The 19,838-nt window shown below is 63.7% G+C and carries 20 protein-coding genes; 12 read left to right on the top strand and 8 right to left on the bottom strand.

Annotated features, from left to right (window positions below):
- The first annotated feature begins 89 nt into the window (after nt 1-89).
- From CN673_RS05405 to CN673_RS05360, 10 genes are all read left to right on the top strand, one after another.
- Entirely contained in the window at nt 90-317 is a 228-nt protein-coding gene (locus CN673_RS05405; protein ID WP_099865229.1) for a putative signal transducing protein, read from the top strand.
- 7 nt (nt 318-324) lie between these two features.
- Nucleotides 325-1,131 carry a tRNA1(Val) (adenine(37)-N6)-methyltransferase gene (locus CN673_RS05400; RefSeq protein WP_099865228.1) on the top strand — a complete coding sequence of 269 codons (807 nt, stop codon included), beginning with the start codon at nt 325-327 and terminating at the stop codon, nt 1,129-1,131.
- 106 nt (nt 1,132-1,237) lie between these two features.
- On the top strand, nt 1,238-2,695 hold the full coding sequence (locus tag CN673_RS05395) for an NCS1 family nucleobase:cation symporter-1 (RefSeq protein WP_099865227.1): 1,458 nt from the start codon (nt 1,238-1,240) through the stop codon (nt 2,693-2,695).
- Nucleotides 2,696-2,795: 100 nt separating this feature from the next.
- Nucleotides 2,796-3,659, top strand: a complete 864-nt coding sequence (locus tag CN673_RS05390; RefSeq protein ID WP_099865226.1) for a S49 family peptidase — start codon at nt 2,796-2,798, stop codon at nt 3,657-3,659.
- Between the two features lie 23 nt (nt 3,660-3,682).
- A complete protein-coding gene (locus CN673_RS05385; RefSeq protein WP_099865607.1) occupies nt 3,683-3,871 on the top strand; it encodes a hypothetical protein in 189 nt (62 codons plus the stop codon).
- A 622-nt stretch (nt 3,872-4,493) separates the two neighbouring features.
- Nucleotides 4,494-5,477, top strand: coding sequence for a glycine--tRNA ligase subunit alpha (locus CN673_RS05380; RefSeq protein WP_099865225.1), 984 nt, complete (start codon nt 4,494-4,496; stop codon nt 5,475-5,477).
- Entirely contained in the window at nt 5,477-6,067 is a 591-nt protein-coding gene (locus tag CN673_RS05375) for a cysteine hydrolase family protein (RefSeq protein WP_099865224.1), read from the top strand. Before CN673_RS05380 ends, CN673_RS05375 begins: the two co-directional genes overlap by 1 nt.
- Before the next feature lie 84 nt (nt 6,068-6,151).
- The gene (locus CN673_RS05370) at nt 6,152-6,529 is read left to right on the top strand and encodes a VOC family protein (RefSeq protein ID WP_099865223.1); all 378 of its coding nucleotides are present in this window, start codon (nt 6,152-6,154) and stop codon (nt 6,527-6,529) included.
- Between the two features lie 458 nt (nt 6,530-6,987).
- Nucleotides 6,988-9,102 (top strand): glycine--tRNA ligase subunit beta, encoded by a 2,115-nt coding sequence (gene glyS, locus CN673_RS05365; protein ID WP_099865222.1) that lies wholly within the window; start codon nt 6,988-6,990, stop codon nt 9,100-9,102.
- Nucleotides 9,103-9,167: 65 nt separating this feature from the next.
- Nucleotides 9,168-9,545, top strand: a complete 378-nt coding sequence (locus CN673_RS05360; RefSeq protein ID WP_099865221.1) for a PH domain-containing protein — start codon at nt 9,168-9,170, stop codon at nt 9,543-9,545.
- Nucleotides 9,546-9,551: 6 nt separating this feature from the next.
- Here CN673_RS05360 and CN673_RS05355 read toward each other — a convergent pair whose 3' ends face one another.
- Both CN673_RS05355 and purD read right to left on the bottom strand, forming a co-directional pair.
- Nucleotides 9,552-9,992, bottom strand: coding sequence for a hypothetical protein (locus CN673_RS05355; RefSeq protein WP_157928811.1), 441 nt, complete (start codon nt 9,990-9,992; stop codon nt 9,552-9,554).
- Nucleotides 9,993-10,119: 127 nt separating this feature from the next.
- Nucleotides 10,120-11,382 (bottom strand): phosphoribosylamine--glycine ligase, encoded by a 1,263-nt coding sequence (gene purD / locus CN673_RS05350; RefSeq protein ID WP_099865219.1) that lies wholly within the window; start codon nt 11,380-11,382, stop codon nt 10,120-10,122.
- Nucleotides 11,383-11,509: 127 nt separating this feature from the next.
- On the opposite strand from purD, the gene ubiA reads away from it, so the two are divergent.
- The gene (gene ubiA, locus CN673_RS05345) at nt 11,510-12,493 is read left to right on the top strand and encodes a 4-hydroxybenzoate octaprenyltransferase (RefSeq protein WP_099865218.1); all 984 of its coding nucleotides are present in this window, start codon (nt 11,510-11,512) and stop codon (nt 12,491-12,493) included.
- On the opposite strand, the gene CN673_RS05340 is transcribed toward ubiA, so the two are convergent.
- From CN673_RS05340 to CN673_RS05315, 6 genes are all read right to left on the bottom strand, one after another.
- The gene (locus tag CN673_RS05340; protein ID WP_157928810.1) at nt 12,468-13,013 is read right to left on the bottom strand and encodes a transglutaminase-like cysteine peptidase; all 546 of its coding nucleotides are present in this window, start codon (nt 13,011-13,013) and stop codon (nt 12,468-12,470) included. The two genes, ubiA and CN673_RS05340, sit on opposite strands and share 26 nt — an antisense overlap.
- 256 nt (nt 13,014-13,269) lie before the next feature.
- Complete coding sequence (locus CN673_RS05335; protein ID WP_099865216.1) at nt 13,270-13,596, bottom strand: hypothetical protein; 327 nt, start codon at nt 13,594-13,596, stop codon at nt 13,270-13,272.
- A 339-nt stretch (nt 13,597-13,935) separates the two neighbouring features.
- Nucleotides 13,936-14,577 (bottom strand): hypothetical protein, encoded by a 642-nt coding sequence (locus tag CN673_RS05330; protein WP_157928809.1) that lies wholly within the window; start codon nt 14,575-14,577, stop codon nt 13,936-13,938.
- Between the two features lie 47 nt (nt 14,578-14,624).
- Nucleotides 14,625-15,206, bottom strand: coding sequence for a DUF6101 family protein (locus tag CN673_RS05325; protein ID WP_099865214.1), 582 nt, complete (start codon nt 15,204-15,206; stop codon nt 14,625-14,627).
- A 170-nt stretch (nt 15,207-15,376) separates the two neighbouring features.
- On the bottom strand, nt 15,377-16,840 hold the full coding sequence (locus tag CN673_RS05320) for an FAD-binding oxidoreductase (RefSeq protein WP_099865213.1): 1,464 nt from the start codon (nt 16,838-16,840) through the stop codon (nt 15,377-15,379).
- Nucleotides 16,841-16,890: 50 nt separating this feature from the next.
- Nucleotides 16,891-17,862 carry an L-threonylcarbamoyladenylate synthase gene (locus CN673_RS05315; protein ID WP_099865212.1) on the bottom strand — a complete coding sequence of 324 codons (972 nt, stop codon included), beginning with the start codon at nt 17,860-17,862 and terminating at the stop codon, nt 16,891-16,893.
- 184 nt (nt 17,863-18,046) lie between these two features.
- Here CN673_RS05315 and CN673_RS05310 point away from each other — a divergent pair, with 184 nt between their 5' ends.
- Nucleotides 18,047-19,828 (top strand): acyl-CoA dehydrogenase family protein, encoded by a 1,782-nt coding sequence (locus CN673_RS05310; protein ID WP_099865606.1) that lies wholly within the window; start codon nt 18,047-18,049, stop codon nt 19,826-19,828.
- The last annotated feature ends 10 nt before the right edge of the window (nt 19,829-19,838 follow it).

The raw sequence follows: 19,838 nt of genomic DNA, 5'->3' as shown, positions 1-19,838 counted from the left end.
TTGCTGGTCGAAGCATAGAAAGGGTGCCAGTGCGCGGCAAGGGGCGAATTGGCGCGATGGGTGCCGCCAGACGATGCCAGAGAGGTGATATGCAGGAACTGATTCGGACCAACGACCCGGTGGTCATCTCCTTCGCCGAAAGCCTCCTGAAGGAAGCGGAGATCGGCTATTTCATCGCCGATCAGAACATGAGCATCGCAGAGGGCTCGATCGGCGTTCTGGCCAAGCGTATCCTTGTGGAAAGCGACCGGATCGATCAGGCCCGGCGCCTGATGATCGATGCCGGGATCGGCCAGGAACTTCGACGCGAGGATTGAGCCGTCAATGGTCCTGCCAGCGCCTCCCGCCCCATCCGAGCCGTGCGAAACGGTCGATGCCTTTCATTATGGCCGGTTCCATCTCGTCCAGCCGAAGGGGCGGGGGCATCGCGCCGGCATGGACGCCATGCTGCTCGCCGCGCTGGTACCGGACGATGCAACCGGCCGCCTGGCCGATCTTGGGGCAGGCGCCGGCGCGGCAGGTTTTGCCGTCGCCGTTCGCGCGCCGCGCCTCCATGTCGATCTCGTCGAGCGCTCGGCCTTCATGGCGCACTATGCGCGCAGATCCATAGCCCTGCCGCAAAACGGCGCGCTGGCCGGCCGTCTGTCCGTCATCGAGGCCGATGTGACGCTTGCTGGCAGGGCGCGCCTTGCGGCCGGTCTCGCCGACGAGGTCTATGATCACGTCGTCATGAACCCGCCGTTCAACGCCGCTGCCGATCGCCGCACGCCCGATGCGGAAAAGGCCGACGCCCATGCCATGCAGCCCGATATGTTCGAGACATGGATAAGGACCGCCGGCGCCATCGCGCGGCCGGGCGCGCAGCTCTCGCTGATCGCTCGTCCGGGCTCCCTTGCCGCCGTCATCGCCGGGTGTGGTCGCCGCTTCGGCGGTCTGGAGATCACGCCGGTGCATCCGCGAGCCGAGGAAGCCGCGATCCGCATCCTCGTCACCGCCATCAAGGGCAGTCGGGCAGGGCTTTCGTTGCGCTCCGCGCTTGTCATGCACGATGGCAACGGGCACGCCTTCTCCCCCCGCGTCAACGCGCTGAACAACGGTGAGGCCTTTCACCCCCGGCTATCTTCCCGGTGAATGCTGAAAAAATCGGCTTGATTAATCGCTATGCATGCGTTGCAATCGTCGCGCAACTTGCCGCAGCCCGCCCGCTGCAGGGTGGATCCATGATTGGAGCATTGCCATGGCGCACGACGATCTTTCCATCAAGTCGATCGATCCCACCCTTTACAACGAGGACCTCGCACCGTTGCCGCACGACAAGCGGCGCTGGGGTTGGTTCGAGATCTTCAATGTCTGGTCGAACGACATCCAGAGCCTTTTTGGCTACACGCTGGCCGCAACGCTCTTCATCTCCTACGGCCTGAACGGTTGGGCTGTCTTTGCCGCCATCGTTCTCGCCGGCCTCATCGTCATGTTCCTCGTCAATCTCACCGGCAAGCCGAGCGTCAAATACGGCATTCCCTATCCGGTCATGGCGCGTGCCGCCGTCGGCGTGCGCGGCGCCAATTTCCCGGCCATGGTCCGCGGCATCGTCGCCATCTTCTGGTACGGCGTGCAGACCTATTTCGCCTCGACCGCGCTCGCCCTGATGCTCTACGCGTTTTTCGGCGGCGAGGAGGGCGCCACCTTCCTCGGGCTGACGGCCGTCGACTGGATCGCCTATCTCCTCGTCTGTGTCTTCCAGGTCGCGCTCTTCATCCGCGGCATCGACTGGATAACCAAATTCCTCAACTGGGCCGGGCCGCTTGTCTACGTCGTGATGATCGTGCTGCTCGCCGTCATCTGGTACCAGGCAGGCAGCGGCATGCTCAGCGAAGTCGGCAACATCTTCGCCGGCTCCGGCGACTATGAAGGCGGACCCGTCATGGCCTTCGTCGCCATCGTCGGCACCATGGTCGCCTATTTCGCGGCGGTCATCATCAATTACGGGGACTTCTCCCGTTTCGTGCGTACCGAACGCGACATGAAGCTGGGCAACTTCCTCGGCCTGCCCGTCAGTCTCGCCTTCTTCTCGCTTCTGGCGCTGATGATCACCGCCGGCACGGTCGTCGTCTTCGGCGAGGCACTCACCAACCCGTCCGACATCGTCGGCCGCGTCGACAACATCGTCCTCACCATCGTCGCCGCCATCACCTTTTTCGCCGCCACCGTCGGCATCAACCTCGTCGCCAACTTCATCCCGCCGGCCTATGACCTTGCCAACCTTTCGCCGACCAACATCAGCGCCCGCACCGGCGGCTTCATCACAGCCTTCATCGCCTTCTTCATCGGCGCGCTGTGGATTTCCTTCATCTCCGCCATCGGCATCGCCGGCTTCGTCGATACGCTCGGCGCCGTGCTCGCCCCGCTCTACGGCATCCTCGTCGCCGATTATTATCTCATCCGCCGCCAGAGCCTGAACGTCCAGGATCTGTTCTCCGCCAATCCGGCCGGCGCCTATTTCTACGAGGGCGGCTGGAACAAGAAGGCGATGATCGCCTTCGCCGTCGCGGCCATCTTCTCCGTCGGCTCGGTCTGGATCCCGGCGCTTGCGGCCCTGTCCGGCTTCGCCTGGCTCATCGGCGCGGCGATCGGCGGTGCGCTGCACTTCATGCTGATGCGCCAGGAAGCATCGCGGCTCGCCGTCCCGACGGCGTAGCCAGGCCTTCGCCCTTGCAACCCGAGTGCCTGCCATTGCGTTTGTATGGCAGGCACTTACATCTGCCTGGAACAAACACCTCAAAGAACAGGCGGACCTCATGGCATTTTACGACGCACTGCTCCCCCGGCGCATGAAGAAGGATGTGACGGTGGTGCCTGTGGTGCGGCTTCAAGGGTCCATCATGTCGGGCGGCAGCCAGTTTCGTCCCCATCTCAATCTCGCTTCCGCCGCGCCGCTGCTCGAAAAGGCCTTCGCCAACAAGCGCGCCCCTGCCGTCGCCATCTCCATCAATTCGCCGGGCGGCTCGCCGGTCCAGTCGCGGCTCATCTACAAGCGCATCCGCGATCTGGCCGAGGAGAAGAACAAGCACGTCCACGTCTTCGTCGAGGACGTCGCCGCATCCGGCGGATACATGATCGCGCTCGCCGGCGACGAGATCATCGCCGATCCCTCGTCCATCGTCGGCTCGATCGGCGTCGTCTCCGCCAGCTTCGGCTTTCCCGAACTCTTGAAGAAGATCGGCGTCGAACGCCGCGTCTATACGGCCGGCGAAAACAAGGTCTCGCTCGATCCCTTCCAGCCGGAAAAGGAACGCGACATCGAGCACCTGAAGGCCCTGCAACTCGATGTCCACGGCACCTTCATCGACATGGTCAAGGCGCGCCGCGGCAGCAAGCTGGCCGACGACAAGGACCTTTTCACCGGCCTCTTCTGGTCAGGCGTCAAGGGGCTGGAGCTTGGCCTTGTCGATCAACTCGGCGACCTGCGCTCCTATCTCAAGACGAAATACGGCGCCAAGACCCGCCTCCAGCTCATCGCCCCGCCGCGCGGGCTCCTCGGGCGCCGCGTGCCCGGATTCGGCACCGCGGGCGGCCTTGCTCAAAATATTGCCGCATCTGCGGCCGATGGTCTTGTCGATTCGATCGAGGACAGGGCAATCTGGGCACGCTACGGTTTGTGAGCAAGATCTTTCCGGAGACACGCATGCCGCAACTCCTGCTTCTGGCAGCTGTCGGCGCCATCGCCTGGTATGGCTACCGCCGGCTTTTGAAGGAAGCCGAGCGGGTCAGCGCGCAGGTCCGCCGCGCCGAAAAGGAAGCGGAAAACCGAACCGCCGGCACCCTGGTTCGCGACCCGACGACCGGCGAATACCGCCTCGAAAACCGAGACTGAGCGCGCGAAGCCGTAGCGCAGCGCCAGGACGCGCAATCAGGACCTCAAGCTTCCACACCAAGCGCGCCAAGCCGCTCGGCTAACGCCTCGGGGGGGCTTGCCAGCAGCCCTCCGCTAAGGCTCCGGGCGCCCCCCTTTTCCCCGCCCCTCGCGCCCGTGCCATACTCTACTTTCCTTCGCCGCGACGGGATGGGACAGGTCGACGGTCCGGCCCAGGGCGAAGGACGGCGCTTCCGCCGGCGGTGAATCGTGGCCGCCGGCCGGAGAGATCCCGAAACGGCTCCCCCTGGCACTATGACCAGGTTCGGCTGCGTGCCCGTGCAAGCGGGCCGGCCGCGCGTCCCCGAAAGGCCGAGCGCCCGAAGGGATGGCCGGTCCGCGCAGAGAGCTTGAACCGGGATCTGACGGAGGATGCTCCCGAGAACGCCGCCGGGGCGCGAAGACCGCGCCATGACAACACACATCTCCAGGCGGCTCGATCCTTGCGCCCCGGACCCGTCATCACTGCCAGCCCCTCCGGCGCTCCCGCGTCGAGAGGCCGTTGGCGCGTCGGCTTGACGCTCCAGGGTCCGCATGGCACCTGTCCCGCCACAAGATCATCCGTGCAGGACCCTTTCGCCCCATGACCGCATCGCCCGCGCTTGCCGACCACATGCATCCGACGCGCTCCTTCCAGGGGCTCATCCTTGCGCTCCACAATTACTGGGCGAACTACGGCTGCGTCGTGCTTCAGCCTTACGACATGGAAGTCGGCGCCGGCACCTTTCATCCGGCAACGACGCTGCGCGCGCTTGGGCCGAAAAGCTGGAATGCGGCCTATGTGCAGCCCTCGCGCCGTCCGACGGATGGGCGCTATGGCGAGAACCCCAATCGGCTCCAGCACTATTACCAGTATCAGGTGATCCTCAAGCCATCGCCGCCCGACCTGCAGGAGCTTTATCTCGGCTCGCTGCGTGCCATCGGCATCGATCCGCTGGTCCACGACATCCGCTTCGTCGAGGATGACTGGGAAAGCCCGACGCTGGGAGCCTGGGGTCTGGGCTGGGAGTGCTGGTGCGACGGCATGGAGGTCTCACAGTTCACCTATTTCCAGCAGGTCTGCGGCATAGAATGCGCGCCCGTCGCCGGCGAGCTGACCTACGGGCTGGAACGCCTCGCCATGTATGTGCAGGGCGTCGACAGCGTCTACGATCTCAATTTCAACGGCCGCGAGGGCGATGAGAAGGTCACCTATGGCGACGTCTTCCTCCAGGCCGAGCAGGAATATTCGCGCCACAATTTCGAGTTCGCCGACACGAAGATGCTGCTGAAGCATTTCGAGGATGCCGAACGGGAATGCCAGGCCCTGCTTGCCGCCGGCGCTGCAAACCAAGAGGCGAGGAGTGCCGAAGGCACGACCGGGAACATCCATAAATGCGTCTTTCCCGCCTATGACCAGTGCATCAAGGCATCGCATGTCTTCAACCTGCTCGACGCGCGCGGCGTCATCTCGGTGACGGAGCGCCAGAGCTATATCCTGCGTGTGCGCAATCTCTCCAAGGCTTGCGGCGAAGCGTTCCTGCAGACCGATGCCGGCGGCGTGCATCTGAAGGCGGAGGCGGCTTGATGGCGAAGACCTTGATGGAAATGGCCGGCGCTGACCTGACACCGCCCGCGCTGAAGGACACGACGCTCCTCATCATAGACGCACAGAACGAATACGTGACGGGCAAGCTGCCCTTGCCCGGCGTAGATGCTGCGCTCTCGAATATCGGGATGCTCATTGCCAAGGCCCGCGCAGGTGGCTCGCCGGTCGTGCACGTTCGCCACAAGGGCCGGCCCGGCGGTTTGTTTGATCCGGAGCAGGACAACTTCGCCATTCATTCGAGCGTTTCACCGGCCGCCGGAGAAACGGTTGTCGACAAGGCCCTGCCCAATGCGTTTGCGGGAACGACGCTCGACGCGACATTGAAGAACATCGGCGCCAAGCGGCTCGTGATCGTCGGCTTCATGTCTCATATGTGCATCTCGTCCACGGCGCGCGCCGCGCTCGATCTCGGCTATCAGACGGTGGTGCCGCACGACGCGTCGGCGACACGGGATTTGCCGTCCCCCGATGGTGACGGGGTGATCGCGGCCGCAGATATTCATCGCGCGGAACTGGCAGCCTTGGCGGATCGCTTCGCATTGGTTTGCGCCGCGGCGGATCTTGGCTGAACGATCATCGAACTGTACCCGGCCGGTCGGTTTCATGGTTCAATAGCCGTCGTCGGGAGAGCCGGCTTGAACGGAGGATCGGTGATGGCGGCACATGGGCATTTTCACTGGATGGAATTGAACACGCGCGAGCGCGAAAAGGCCAAGGCCTTTTATGGTGCAGCGCTCGGCTGGACGTTCGAGGATGTTCCGATGGGCGGCGGCGCCCCTTATGTCGTCTGCAAGGCTGGCGGCGACATGGTGGCCGGCTTCTTCACCATGGAGGGAGAGGGCTTTGACGGCGTGCCGGAGCACTGGTTCGTCCACATCGCCGTCGACGACGTGGACCGCCGGGTCGACATGGCGAAAGCGGCCGGCGGCACGGTGGTTCGCGAGCCGTGGGACATAGAGGGTGTCGGACGGGTGGCGATCGTCAAGGATTCCTCCGGCGCCGTCAGCGGCTGGATAACGCCCTCGGCTTGAAGCCGGAGTGGGGCCAGCCGCTTCGCATTGCGATGCATGACAAGACGCCGCGATGTTGCTACACGCGGCACAACCTGAATCCGTCCGTATGAGCCTCCAGGAAAATGCCTGATCTACTTCTCGAACTTCGCTCCGAAGAGAGTCCCGCGCCGCCCGCGCGCCCGCAGCGCCTTTGGCGCGAGGACGTGCAGAGACAAACCAGCATGCGCGGAGCTTTGAGCGATGCCTGATCTTCTACTGGAACTTCGCTCCGAGGAAATTCCCGCGCCGCCCGCGCGCCCGCAGCGCCTTTGGCGCGAGGACGTGCAGAGACAAACCAGCATGCGCGGAGCTTTGAGCGATGCCTGATCTTCTACTGGAACTTCGCTCCGAGGAAATTCCCGCGCCGCCCGCGCGCCCGCAGCGCCTTTGGCGCGAGGACGTGCAGAGACAAACCAGCATGCGCGGAGCTTTGAGCGATGCCTGATCTTCTACTGGAACTTCGCTCCGAGGAAATTCCCGCGCGCATGCAGCGCAAAGCGGCGGGTGACTTGAAGAAACTTGTCACTGATGCGCTGGTGGATGCGGGGCTGACCTATGAGGGGGCGCAGGAGCATTGGACGGCGCGCCGGCTGGTGCTCGATATTCGCGGCCTGACGGCAAAGTCGGCCGATGTACGCGAGGAGCGCAAGGGGCCGCGCACGGATGCGCCGCAAAAGGCGATCGATGGGTTTCTGCGCGGCGCCGGACTTGAATCGATCGATCAGGCGACGGTCGCAAGCGATTCAAAGAAAGGCGATTTTTACGTCGCGGTGATCGAAAAGCCCGGCCGGCCGGCCGAGGCGATCATTGCCGGGATCATGCCGACGATCATCCGTGATTTCCCCTGGCCGAAATCGATGCGCTGGGGCAAGGCGTCCGCCCGCCCCGGTGCGCTGCGCTGGGTGCGTCCGCTTCAGTCGATTCTGTGCACGTTCGGACCTGAAACCGAAGAGCCCGTCGTGATCGATTTCGAGATCGGCGGGATCCGCTCCGGCAATGTCACCTACGGCCATCGCTTCCACGCGCCGCAGGCCATCACCGTTCGGCGCTTTGACGACTATGTCGAGAAGCTTTTGAAGGCCAAGGTCGTGCTCGACGCCGAGCGGCGCAAGGAAATGATCGCCACCGACGCGAAGAACCTCGCCTTTGCATCCGGCATGGAGTTGGTCGAGGACCCGGCGCTGTTGGAGGAAGTCTCCGGCCTCGTCGAATGGCCGGTCGTGCTGATGGGCGCCTTCGAGGAAAGTTTCCTGGCGATCCCGCCCGAGGTCATCCGCCTGACCATCAAGGAAAACCAGAAATGCTTCGTTCTGCGCGATCAGGCAGGCGAGGGGCTGGCCAACCGCTTCGTCCTGGTCTCCAACATCGAGGCCAGGGATGGCGGCGCGAAAATTGCGCGCGGCAACGGCAAGGTGGTGCGCGCGCGGCTTTCCGATGCGCTTTATTTCTGGCAGTCCGACCAGGGCGATCTGCCCGATCTTGGCGAATTGAAGCCGTCTGCGGAAAAGTTCGGGCTTGATCTAGCAAAGCCGCTCGACCAGCGCATGGCCAAGCTCGACCATCTCGGCGTGACGTTCCACGCCAGGCTCGGCACCCAGGGCGAGCGCGTCGAGCGCATCCGCCGGCTGGCGAGAGAACTGGCGCCCTTGGTCGGCGCCAATGCGGATCATGCCGACCGTGCCGCCGTTCTCGCCAAGGCGGATTTGACCACGGAAGCGGTCGGCGAGTTTCCCGAACTGCAAGGCCATATGGGGCGGCGCTATGCCGAACTGCAGGGCGAACCGGCGGAGGTCGCGGCGGCGATCGAGGATCACTACAAGCCGCTCGGCCCGACCGACACGGTGCCCTCCAATTCCGTCGCCGTCGCTGTCGCGCTCGCCGACAAGCTCGATATGCTCACCGGTTTCTGGGCGATCGACGAAAAGCCGACGGGCTCGAAGGACCCTTACGCCTTGCGCCGCGCAGCGCTTGGCGTCATCCGGCTGGTGCTGGAGAATGGCGTGAAGCTTTCGCTCAAGGCGCATGACGTGACGGAAGACCTTCTTTCTTTCTTCCACGATCGTCTGAAGGTCTATCTGCGTGACCAGGGCGCACGGCATGATCTGATCGACGCCGTCATCTCGCCGGAGGCCGACGACCTTCTGGCGGTGACGCAGCGGGTCCAGGCGCTCGGCCAGCTTCTCGATACGGACGACGGCAAGAACCTGCTTGCCGGCACAAAGCGCGCCGCCAATATCCTTGCCGCCGAAGAGAAGAAGGGAACGACGGTCGCCGGTCGTGTCGATCAGAGCCTCTTTGCGATGGACGAGGAACGGCGCCTTTCGGCCTCCGTCGACGAGGTCGAGACCGAAGCCGGCAGTGCCATCGCCGGGGAGGACTATGCCGGTGCCATGCGTGCGCTTTCGAAGCTGCGCGAGCCAATTGATTCCTTCTTCGAAGCCGTCCTCGTAAACGACGGGAATGATTCGATAAGAGCCAATCGCCTGGCGCTTCTGGCGCGTATCCGGACCGCGACCGCGCGGGTCGCAGATTTCTCGCGGATTTCGGGCTGAGGACCTTTTCGCAAACCGCCGCGTTGCACGACGAAGACGGGACCTGGCGTGAAAGGATTGAAAGCATGGGACTGTTCAGCGGGCTGCTCGGCCACGCATCTGACGTCGATCTCGCCAAGGTGCACGAGGAGCTTCAGCCGATCCTCGCCGATGGCGAGGAACTGGAGCTCGGGTTCCAGGTCGTGCGCGACCAGATGATCTTTTCCGACCGGCGCATCATTCTCATCGACAAGCAGGGCATGACCGGCCGCAAGCGCGAATACCTGTCCATCCCCTACAAGTCGATCACCATGTTCTCGGTCGAGAACAGCGGCTCTTTCGATATGGAATCGGAGATGAAGGTATGGGTGTCCGGACAGGCGGCGCCGATAGCCAAGACGCTCGACCGCAAGTCGAACATCGCTGGTATTCAGAGCGCTCTGGCCAAGGGCGTCTGCCGATAGACCGGTTCAGTTGAGCCGCAGTTGCATTGCGTCCGGAGAAAATGCCGTGTCCGTTTCGGCAACCGCCGCCGTTGTCGCATCGCGGTCGATGGCCGCGGGCTGCGCGTCGGGTTCGATTTTTTCGTCCGCCTTTGCGTTCGCGGTCGTTTCCGGTGTGCCGAAGACGAGGGCGGGACTGGCGACTGTCGCGACCGGGCTGCCGCCCAGCATGTTGTCGATGCGGAAGACCTTCTCTTCTCCACCGACGATCCGCGTCTCGCTGATCATGCCGCCCGTGAACGTCTTCAAGGCCGGGTCGACCGGCGCTTGGCGGGTGACGCAGGTGGTGCAGCGGATGATGTCGATACTGGACGACCCGGCGCCGTCGGCATGCCATTCGCCCACCGCCTGCGCCGAGGCGCCTGCACAAAGGCCGAGAAGTATGCCAGCAGCTGAGATGATACGCATCGAATACGCTCCGCAAGAACCCTGGTCGGCAGCCAGCGAGATGGCCACCGCAACTTGCGCAGCTTATCGAAACGATCTTTCCAAGCCGTTGTCGTGTTTGCTCAATTTTGAGTTAATGCAGTCGGCGCTATAGCGCCCGCCAACCGATGTCCGTGCGGCAGAACCCATCCGGCCAGTCGATCTTGGCGACCGCCTCGTAAGCCCGTTGGCGCGCCGCCGCGATGTCGGGTCCGAGCGCCGTGACGTTGAGCACCCGGCCGCCGGCCGCAACCAGCGCGCCGTCCTTGAGCGCCGTGCCCGCGTGAAAGATCTTGACCCCATCCACGCGCGCCGCCTCTTCGAGACCGGCGATGCGTGAACCCTTGTCATAGGAGCCCGGATAACCCTTCGCCGCCATCACCACCGTCATCGCCGCCTCATCGTGCCAGCGCGCGCTCATGGAGCCGAGCGTGCCGTCCGCACACGCCTTCAGGAGAAGCAGTATGTCGTCCTTCAGCCGCATCATCAGCACCTGGCATTCCGGATCGCCGAAGCGGACATTGTATTCGATCAGCTCCGGGCCGCGCTGTGTGATCATCAGGCCGGCATAGAGAACGCCCTTGAACGGCGTGCCCCGCGCCTTCATTCCGGCAAGCGTCGGCGCGATGATCTCGCGCATGGTCCGCGCGACGAGTTCCTCGGTCATGACCGGAGCGGGGGAATAGGCACCCATGCCGCCGGTATTGGGCCCGGTGTCGCCGTCGCCCACCCGCTTGTGATCCTGCGCGGTGGTCAATGCCAATGCATGCTCGCCATCGCAAAGGCAGAAGAAGCTGGCCTCCTCGCCATCGAGATAGGCTTCGATGACGACTTCCGCGCCCGCCGCGCCGAACGAGCCTTCGAAGCAGTCGTCGATGGCCGCCATGGCCTCCGCAAGGCTCATCGCGACGGTAACACCCTTGCCGGCCGCAAGCCCGTCGGCCTTGACGACGATCGGGGCGCCCATCCGGCGCACATAGGCTTTCGCCTTGGGCGCATTGTTGAAACGCTCATAGGCGCCGGTCGGGATCGCGAATTCGGCGCACAGATCCTTGGTGAAGCCCTTGGAGCCTTCCAGCTGCGCCGCAGCGGCCGATGGCCCGAAAGCGGAAATTCCCGCCGCCTGCAGGTCGTCCGCAAGTCCTGCGACGAGTGGCGCCTCGGGACCGATGACGACGAGATCGATGGCCTTTTCCCTGGCAAAGGCGATCACGGCGGCATGGTCGGCCGGATCGAGCGCCACAAGCGTTGCGTCCTCGGCAATCCCCGGATTGCCCGGCGCGGCGTAGAGCGTGCCCAGAAGCGGGGAGGCGGCGATCTTCCAGGCAAGGGCATGCTCGCGCCCGCCGGCGCCGATCAGCAATACGTTCATTGTCCGCTAGTTCCCGTTTTCGTCAGCCTGTCGTCGCAGGCGGGTTAAGCGGCGCGCGCCCTCCGGTCAAGTCGGTGACACGCGGCTTTGACTTGACCGGCATGGCCGCGCCTGCCACCAATTTGAGATGAGCCAAACCGATCTGAGCGATGCGCGCGTCGCCGATGCGCCCTCCCGCAATTTCGTCTACCGCACCCTGCCGCGCTGGCTATGGCCCTACGCGCAACTTGCGCGATGGGATCGTCCGATCGGCTGGCAATTGCTGTTATGGCCGTGCCTCTGGTCGGCCGCGCTTGCCGCCAACGTTCCGGGCGTTGCCGAAACCGGTTACGGCATCGGTGCGTTCGTCTGGCATTCGATACTCTTCACGATCGGCGCGATCGCGATGCGCGGCGCCGGCTGCACCTACAACGATCTCGTCGACCAGCGCATCGACGATCAGGTCGCCCGAACGCGGTCCCGCCCGCTGCCATCCGGCCGTGTCAGCCGGAACCAGGCGAAGATCTTCATCGCGGCCCAGGCGCTGGTCGGGCTGCTCGTCCTGTTGCAGTTCAACCTCTTCGCAATCCTTCTCGGCTTCGCTTCACTTGCCTTTGTCGCGATCTATCCGTTTGCCAAGCGCTTTACCGACTGGCCGCAATTCTTTCTCGGACTTGCATTTTCCTGGGGCGCGCTGATGGGTTGGGCAGCAGCCTTCGGTGGTCTCGCGCTGGCGCCGGTGGTCCTTTATGCCGGGGCGATCCTCTGGACGATCGGCTATGACACAATCTACGCCCATCAGGACAAGGAAGACGACGTGCTCGTCGGAGTACGCTCGACGGCGCTGCTGTTCGGCACCAACACCCGTCAATGGCTGATCGGCATGTTCACGGGCGCGGTCGTCCTGATCGCCCTCGCTCTGGCGCTCGCAGGCGCCTCGCTATGGGCCTATCTCGGCCTGGCCGCCGCCGCCGCGCATTTCGCTTATCAGGTGCACAGGCTGAACATCGATGATGCTGACCAGTGCCTAGCGCTCTTCAAGTCGAACAGCCAGGCAGGTCTCATCCTGTTCATCGGTTTGACGCTCGGCGCGCTGGCCAACGCCATCACGGCGTTGCCGCCCGTCTATTGAGAGAAGCTGTCGGCAACCAGCTGTTGCGATCGTTCGTGCCGCCGCCCACGCTGCGCCACACGGCGGCGTGCTCCGGCGCCTGGGTCTTGAGGATCTGATAGCCTGTATCATTCCAGCGCCGGATATCGTCGCGCTGGCTGTCCAAGACGACGTCGCCGCCGGTTGTGCGCAGCGTCACGACGATATGAGCCACGCCGCTACGCAGCCGGACCATTGTCAAAAGGACGTTGGAGGGCGCGAACCCGGCATCGATCAGGCGGCGTCGCTTGTGGAGCGCGTAATCCTCGCAATCGCCATAGGTCGACGCGTAGGACCAGACCTCGATCGCTCCATGCACCGCGGCGTCGGATTTGGGCTTGATCGAACGGTTCACCGATCGGTTGATGCCGTCCACCAGGCGCCAGGCAGCCTCGTCGAGTGCAGCCGGCTCTGCCGTCGCCATCGGCTGGCACTCCGCTTCATGGGCTTTGCAGAATATATGATGACCGTAGGGAACGGTTGTCTTCTCTCTGATCTCCATCCACGGCTGCGCTTTCGCAGGAAAAGTACAGCAAAGGCCCACTCCGACGGTGGCGCAGAACAGGCTGAGAGGCGGCAATCGCATGCAGGCACTCCGGTACCCAACGATCCGGCTACCCTAGCGACGGCCAAAATTTAATTCAATGCACCGGCCGACCCGAAGGACGTCGGCCCGATAACAAAAAATGGCCGGATGAAATTTCATCCGGCCATTGTTCACGCGTGCTGGCGATCGTCGTGCGATCGATCCAACTGGCTCAGTAATGCGGACCGTGGTCGCCAAAGCCATTCTGCGGCGAATACTCATCGTATACGTTTCCGTCATCGATGGCAGCGGTCGGGGTATAATCGATCCCGGTGCCGTTCTGCTCGATCGCCGGCGCTTCGTCGCCGAAATTGTTAGAGGCGGAGTACTCGTCGTTGACGTAGCTGTCGCCGCCGGACAGACCGACATTCGGTACGATTTCCTGGTTGATGGTGCGCTCAGGCTGCAGGGGAAGGTCGAGGGCCGATGTCTGGGCGAAAGCGCTCGAGCCGGCAGCAAGGAGGAGACCCGTCGTCAGTGCGATAGCGGTCTTTTTCATTGTTATGTCCTTTCTTCTTATCAGCAGGACGACGTCAGTTGGATATCCGCGTCGTCCGATGATCCTGAGATAAGGGCTGCCGAACGGCTTTTAAGGTGCGCAATGGTGAACGCTGCGTCGCACAAATTCTGCCTTGAAAGCTGAAACTATTTTGCAAGTGCTCAAATTCCATAATATCTCGGAAATACAACATCTTAAGTGGTGCTATTGCCACATCTGGTCACGCCGGCGCCCTGCCGGCAGCGATGGACGATCGTCACGACGTCGGTGTGTTCCGCGAATACAAAAAAGGCGGCCAACTTTCGCTGGCCGCCACCCATCTCACAATGAGATCGTCAATCAGTCGGTTTCAGGGGACTCGTCACCGAAGCGATCGTCGGCGTCGTTTTCTTCTTCGATCACTTCCGCGCCGTCCGGACCGCTTGTCGAAGCGCCGTCGCCTTCCATTTCGGGAACGGAGTCGCCGAATTGCTCGTCAGCTGCATTTTCTTCGGCAATGTCCGCATCACCATCGGCTGAACCAGACTGCATTTCGCCGGCGTTCTCGCTGTCCTCACCTTCCTCGAGAACCTGCGAATCCGGTGACTGGTCGTCGTCCGCCGGGTCGGTTTCGTCATCGATCGACTGAGCGAGGATCAAGATGTCGGTGCTGCGGTCCGCATCGAATGCGTCGGCGATGCTCGGAGCGGCAAGCGCGCTGCCAGAAGCCATCATTGCAGCGGTGATAAGTGCCAAAGTCTTGGTCATGTCGTTCTCCTTAGTTCGACGCGAAACAATCAAGACGATCCGCGTCATGGACGGTCGACGATCAATGAATGAACTTGAATAGAGGGAATCAAGTCTTAGAGCGCGTCGCCAATAAGCAACCGGCGTGCCGGAGTGATCAAACAACGAGGCAGCTTCTATTCGGTTCCAAATTTCTAAAGTAGCAATTTTTGAAAAATGTGCGTGATATCGACTTGAAATGCGAAGACCGGCCACTAGGGGCCGGTCGATGTCGAATGGGTCTGCGGATGGGTGAAACCCGCTTACTGCCGAGCGATGATCTCGTGTCCGCGGATCACCAGTCGCGCGATCCCAAGCGATCCCGTCTTGCGGCGAACGAGAAAGCGCGGACGCCGGTCGGCGAAGAAGGAGTAGCGGCGGCGTGGCCGCGAAGGGCCGAGCGCGACCCGACCCGACGGTGCGCCGAGCGGACGCGCAATGCCGTCGGCTTCCACCATCATCATCGGCAGCGCATAGGCCGCAGACCAGGCACGCCAATCGGCGGCGATGTCATCGAGATCGTGCGAGACGAGAAGCGGCACGCACAATTCGGGATCCGTGTGATGCAATTCGAGCGTTACCGTCACGTCTCCGTCGCCATGATCAATCGCCCTTGCGGCAACGCCCGAAAATGCGCGGGCGGGCAGGGCGATCGAAAGGGGCAGTCCACTGACCGGCAGCGTGCGGCGGAGCACCGCGCCGCGGCGGTCGAGCGTGATGGCGATCTCGCCGGACTGATTGCGCGTGCAATAGCTGACCTGCTGGGGCAGGTGGTCGGGATCCAGCCGCAACTCATGGCCGGCCCAGACGGGTTTGGAGAGCGGTTTGAGAACCGTGTTGGACATGTCGGACGCCTTCTGTTTGCACTCTCGAGAGCCGGTTTTCCGGTCTTCCCTTGGGGACGCTTCGTGGCGTCCTCTTGTGTGACAGAAGATAGCTGCCCGAGGTTCCGGGCCGCTTAAGAGACGCGGTTAAAAAACCTTGACGTTTCCGATGGTTACCAAAGTCGGAATGATCAGATGCTGAGAACCTTTCCGGGATTCATGATGCCGGCAGGGTCAAAGGCCGTCTTGATCCTGCGCATCAGGTCCATCTCGATTGCCGGGCGGATCGCCGCCAGTTCGTCGCGCTTCAACTGGCCGATGCCGTGCTCGGCCGATATCGACCCGCTGAGTTCGCGAACGATGCCATGCACGCATTCGTTCATTTCTCCCCAACGCGCCAGGAAGGCCTGCTTGTCCGCCTCGATCGGCTGGGAGATGTTGTAGTGGATGTTGCCATCACCGAGATGGCCGAATGCGACAATCCGGGCGCCGGGGATGGCCTTCAGGACGGCTGCATCGGCGCGCGCGAGGAATTCGGGGATCGACGCGACAGGTACGGAGACATCGTGCTTGATCGAACCGCCTTCCGGTTTCTGCGCCCAGGAAAGGGATTCGCGCATGTGCCAGAGCTGATCGCGGTGCGTTTCGTTTTGGGCCAGCACCGCATCCTCGATCAGCCCATCGTTAAAGCCCTTCTCGAACAGCGCTTCGGCGAGCGATCGTGCGGCTTCTTCCGACCGGCCGGACGATATCTCCGCAAGGACATACCAGTGATGTGGTTCCTCGAGCGGATCGCGCACGCCTTCGATGTGCCGGGCGGTGAATTCCACGCCGATGCGCGGCATCAGTTCAAACCCGGTGAGTGCCGGTCCACACAGGTCGTCCGCGCGGCGGAAGAGACGTAGCGCATCCTCCGGGCCGGCAAGGCCGGCGACCATGACCTCGCGGCCACGAGGACGCGGGAAAAGCTTCAGGACAGCGCCGGTGATGATGCCCAGCGTTCCTTCCGCCCCGATGAAGAGATCGCGCAGATCATAGCCCGTGTTGTCCTTCTTCAGTCGTCTCAGCCCGTCGAAGACCTCTCCCGTCGGGAGCACCACTTCCAGACCTAGGCAGAGCTGACGCATGTTGCCGTAGGCAAGGACAGCGGTGCCGCCGGCATTGGTGGAAAGGTTGCCGCCGATCTGGCAGGAGCCCTCTGCGCCAAGCGAAAGCGGAAACAGGCGATCGGCCTCCCGCGCCGCGTCCTGAGCGCTCTGCAATATGACCCCGGCATCCACCGTCATCGTATTGCCGACCGGATCGATCGAGCGAATGCGGTTGAGCCGGGACATCGAAATGATGATGCCGGCCGGTCCGTCAGTAAGCGGCACCTGTGCGCCGGTCAGCCCCGTGTTGCCGCCTTGCGGGATGACGGCTGTACCGGTTTCGCTGGCCAGCGTGAGAAGAGCGCAGACCTCCTCGACGCAGCCGGGGCGCACGACGAGCGGCGTTGCGCCATGGTAGAGACCGCGGTGCTCCTGCGTATAGGCGGCCTTGTCGTTGTCATCGCGCAAGGCGTTGCCATCGCCGACGATCGCGGCGAAGCGATCGAGCAGGGCCGGATCAAGAATGGTGTCTGGAGAGGCGAGCGGGGAGGGGGAAGACTTGTTCATGGCTCGGATGTATTCCCGCTCTGCCGCCGAGTCGAGCCTTTGCAGCCATGTCAGCTGCGCGGGGCGGCGGCCCTGCGGATGCGGTCATTGATCGCCTCGCCAAGGCCGTGGACGGGGATCGGGGCGAAGGCAATGCTGCCCGCGCCCATCGCATCGGCCCGCTTCATCGCGTCGAATAGGCCGGCGGCAGCCTCGCCAAGACGGCCCGACGGACTGAGGTCGATGACGGCCACGGCCCTTTCCTTGCCTCGGACCGGCTGGTCGGCGAAATCGATCAGAACCTCATCCTGAGCGACGGCATCGACGTTGAGCCGGACGGCCGCGAGCGGTGCGTAGTGCGACGCCATCATGCCCGGTGCCTCGATCGCGGCCGGACCTTCAGTGCGCGCAAGCTGCGTGGAAAGCACCGCTTCGATGTCCTCGGCCGCCACCCCGCCGGGGCGCAGCAGCACGGCTCTCTGACCCTCCACCTTGACGATGGTCGATTCCAGGCCGACGCGGGCTGGCCCGGCGTCAAGGATCAGGGGGACCTTGCTGCCGATATCTGCCTCGACATGAGCGGCGCTCGTCGGGCTGATCCGGCCCGACGTGTTGGCGCTGGGCGCGGCGAGGGGCCGGTCGAAAGCACCGATGAGTTCACGAGAAAAGCCGCTGGGAACCCTGACGGCGAGCGTGTCGAGCCCTGCCGTCGTCAGCGATGCGATGCCCGAATCCGCGATGAGCGGCAGGACGAGCGTTAGCGGCCCCGGCCAGAACGCGGCGGCGAGCCTTTCGGACATGGCGTCGAAGCGCACATACCGGCGGGCCATGTCGATGGACGCCATGTGGCAGATCAGCGGATTGAAACGCGGCCGGCCCTTTGCCTCGAAGATCGCGGCGACGGCGACGCCATTGGTCGCATCGCCGGCAAGGCCGTAGACCGTCTCTGTCGGCAGACCGATCACGTCGCCTGCCGACAGCGTCTCGCATGCGCGGCGAAGGGCCCGGTCCTTGTCCGTTGCGATCGAAATGATGTCTGCCATGAAAGTCCTCGTGGGAATGCGCGCCGCTCATACACCATCAGGGAGGCGGCTGCATCACCACAATTTATTGACGTTTACGTAAAAATAAAATACTCGACCGGGCTTGCCGATCGACCGATGGCACATGATCATTGGTCAAGGCATCGCGCAGGAAGATGCTGACCAAACGGTGGAGGAGGACGCCATGTATCGTGCGCCGGTGGCGGATATCGCATTCACGCTCAGAAAGATTGCCGGACTGGAGGATGCCATCGAGAGCGGCGTGCTCGGCGATCTCAGCGACGATCTGGTTGATGCGATCCTTCAGGAGGCCGGCCGCTTCGCGTCCGATGAGATGGCGCCTCTGGCCGAAGCCGGAGACCGCCATGGCACACCGCTCGCCGATGGCGTCGTCACCATGCCGCCCGGCTGGAAGCAGCTCTATGCCGACTGGATTGCCGGTGGCTGGAATGCCCTTGGCGGCCCGGAAGCGTTCGGCGGACAGGACCTGCCGACGATGCTGTCGGTCGCGACCGCCGAGATGTGGAACGCGAGCAACATGGCCTTTGGCCTCGGTCCGCTGCTGACGATGGGCGCCATCGAAGCGATCGACAAGCACGGCGACGATGCATTGAAGGCCCGCTACCTGGAAAAGCTTGTCTCAGGCGAGTGGATGGGGACGATGAACCTGACCGAGCCGCAGGCGGGCTCCGACCTCAACGCGCTGAAGACGCGTGCCGAACCGCGCGGCGATGGCGCCTACCGGATTTTCGGCCAGAAGATCTACATCACCTACGGCGAACACGACCTGACCGACAATATCGTGCATCTCGTGCTGGCCCGCCTGCCGGACGCGCCGGCCGGCACGCGCGGCATCTCGCTTTTTGCCGTGCCGAAGTTTCTGGTCGGCGACGATGGCGCGCTCGGCGCGCGCAACGACGTCTTTTGCAGCGGCGTTGAGCACAAGCTCGGCATTCACGGTTCCCCGACCTGCACGATGATCTATGGCGACGGCAAGTTCGGCGATGAGGCGGGGGCGATAGGCTGGCTGGTGGGTGAGGAAAACCGCGGGCTGGCCTGCATGTTCACGATGATGAACAACGCCCGCCTCAATGTCGGGATCCAGGGCGTCGCGGTCGCCGATGCGGCCTACCAGAAGGCGCTGGCCTATGCTGGCGAACGCGCGCAGGGCAAGGCCGCCGGCCATGACGGGAAAGGCATGAGCCCGATCATCGAGCATCCGGACGTCCAGCGCAATCTTCTGACAATGCGTGCGCTGACCGAGGCGGCGCGCGCGATCTGCTATGCCTGTGCGCACGCCATCGACATGGCCCGCGCGGCCGGCGACGCGGACACCGCGCGCGACTGGCAGGAGCGGGCCAATCTGCTAACGCCGGTCGCCAAGGCCTTTTCGACCGACATCGGCTGCGAGGTGGCGTCGATCGGGGTGCAGGTCCATGGCGGCATGGGTTATGTCGAGGAGACGGGCGCTGCCCGTTTCATGCGCGATGCGCGGATCGCACCGATCTACGAAGGCACCAACGGCATCCAGGCCATCGATCTGGTCCAGCGCAAATTGCCCCTTTCCGGCGGACGTCAGGTGGCGGGCTACATTGCGGAACTGCGCGCGATCGCAGAAGACGTCAGCCGCTCCAATCGCGAGGGCTTTGGCCGAACCGGCGCCCGGCTCGATCAAGCGGTCGACGATCTCGACGAGGCGACGCGGTGGCTGAGCGCGGCGATGGCGGACGGACGTCAGCAGGAGGCACTGGCGGGCGCGCAGCCCTATCTGCGCCTGTTCGGTCTGGTCGCCGGGACGGTCTACCTCGCCAAGGGTGCGCTTTTGGCTGAGGACGACGCGCCGGCCCGCACGGCGATGGCCCGTTTCGCCGCCGAGAACCTTCTCGGCGAGGCTTCCGCCTTGCGCGAGCGCGTGACCGAGGGCGCCGACAGTCTGCTTGCCGCCCGCGCCGCCCTGACCGCATGATCCCGGAGAA

This window comes from Neopararhizobium haloflavum (assembly GCF_002750855.1).
Taxonomy (GTDB): Bacteria; Pseudomonadota; Alphaproteobacteria; order Rhizobiales; family Rhizobiaceae; genus Georhizobium; species Georhizobium haloflavum.
This window is presented reverse-complemented; position numbering and strand designations above follow the sequence as displayed.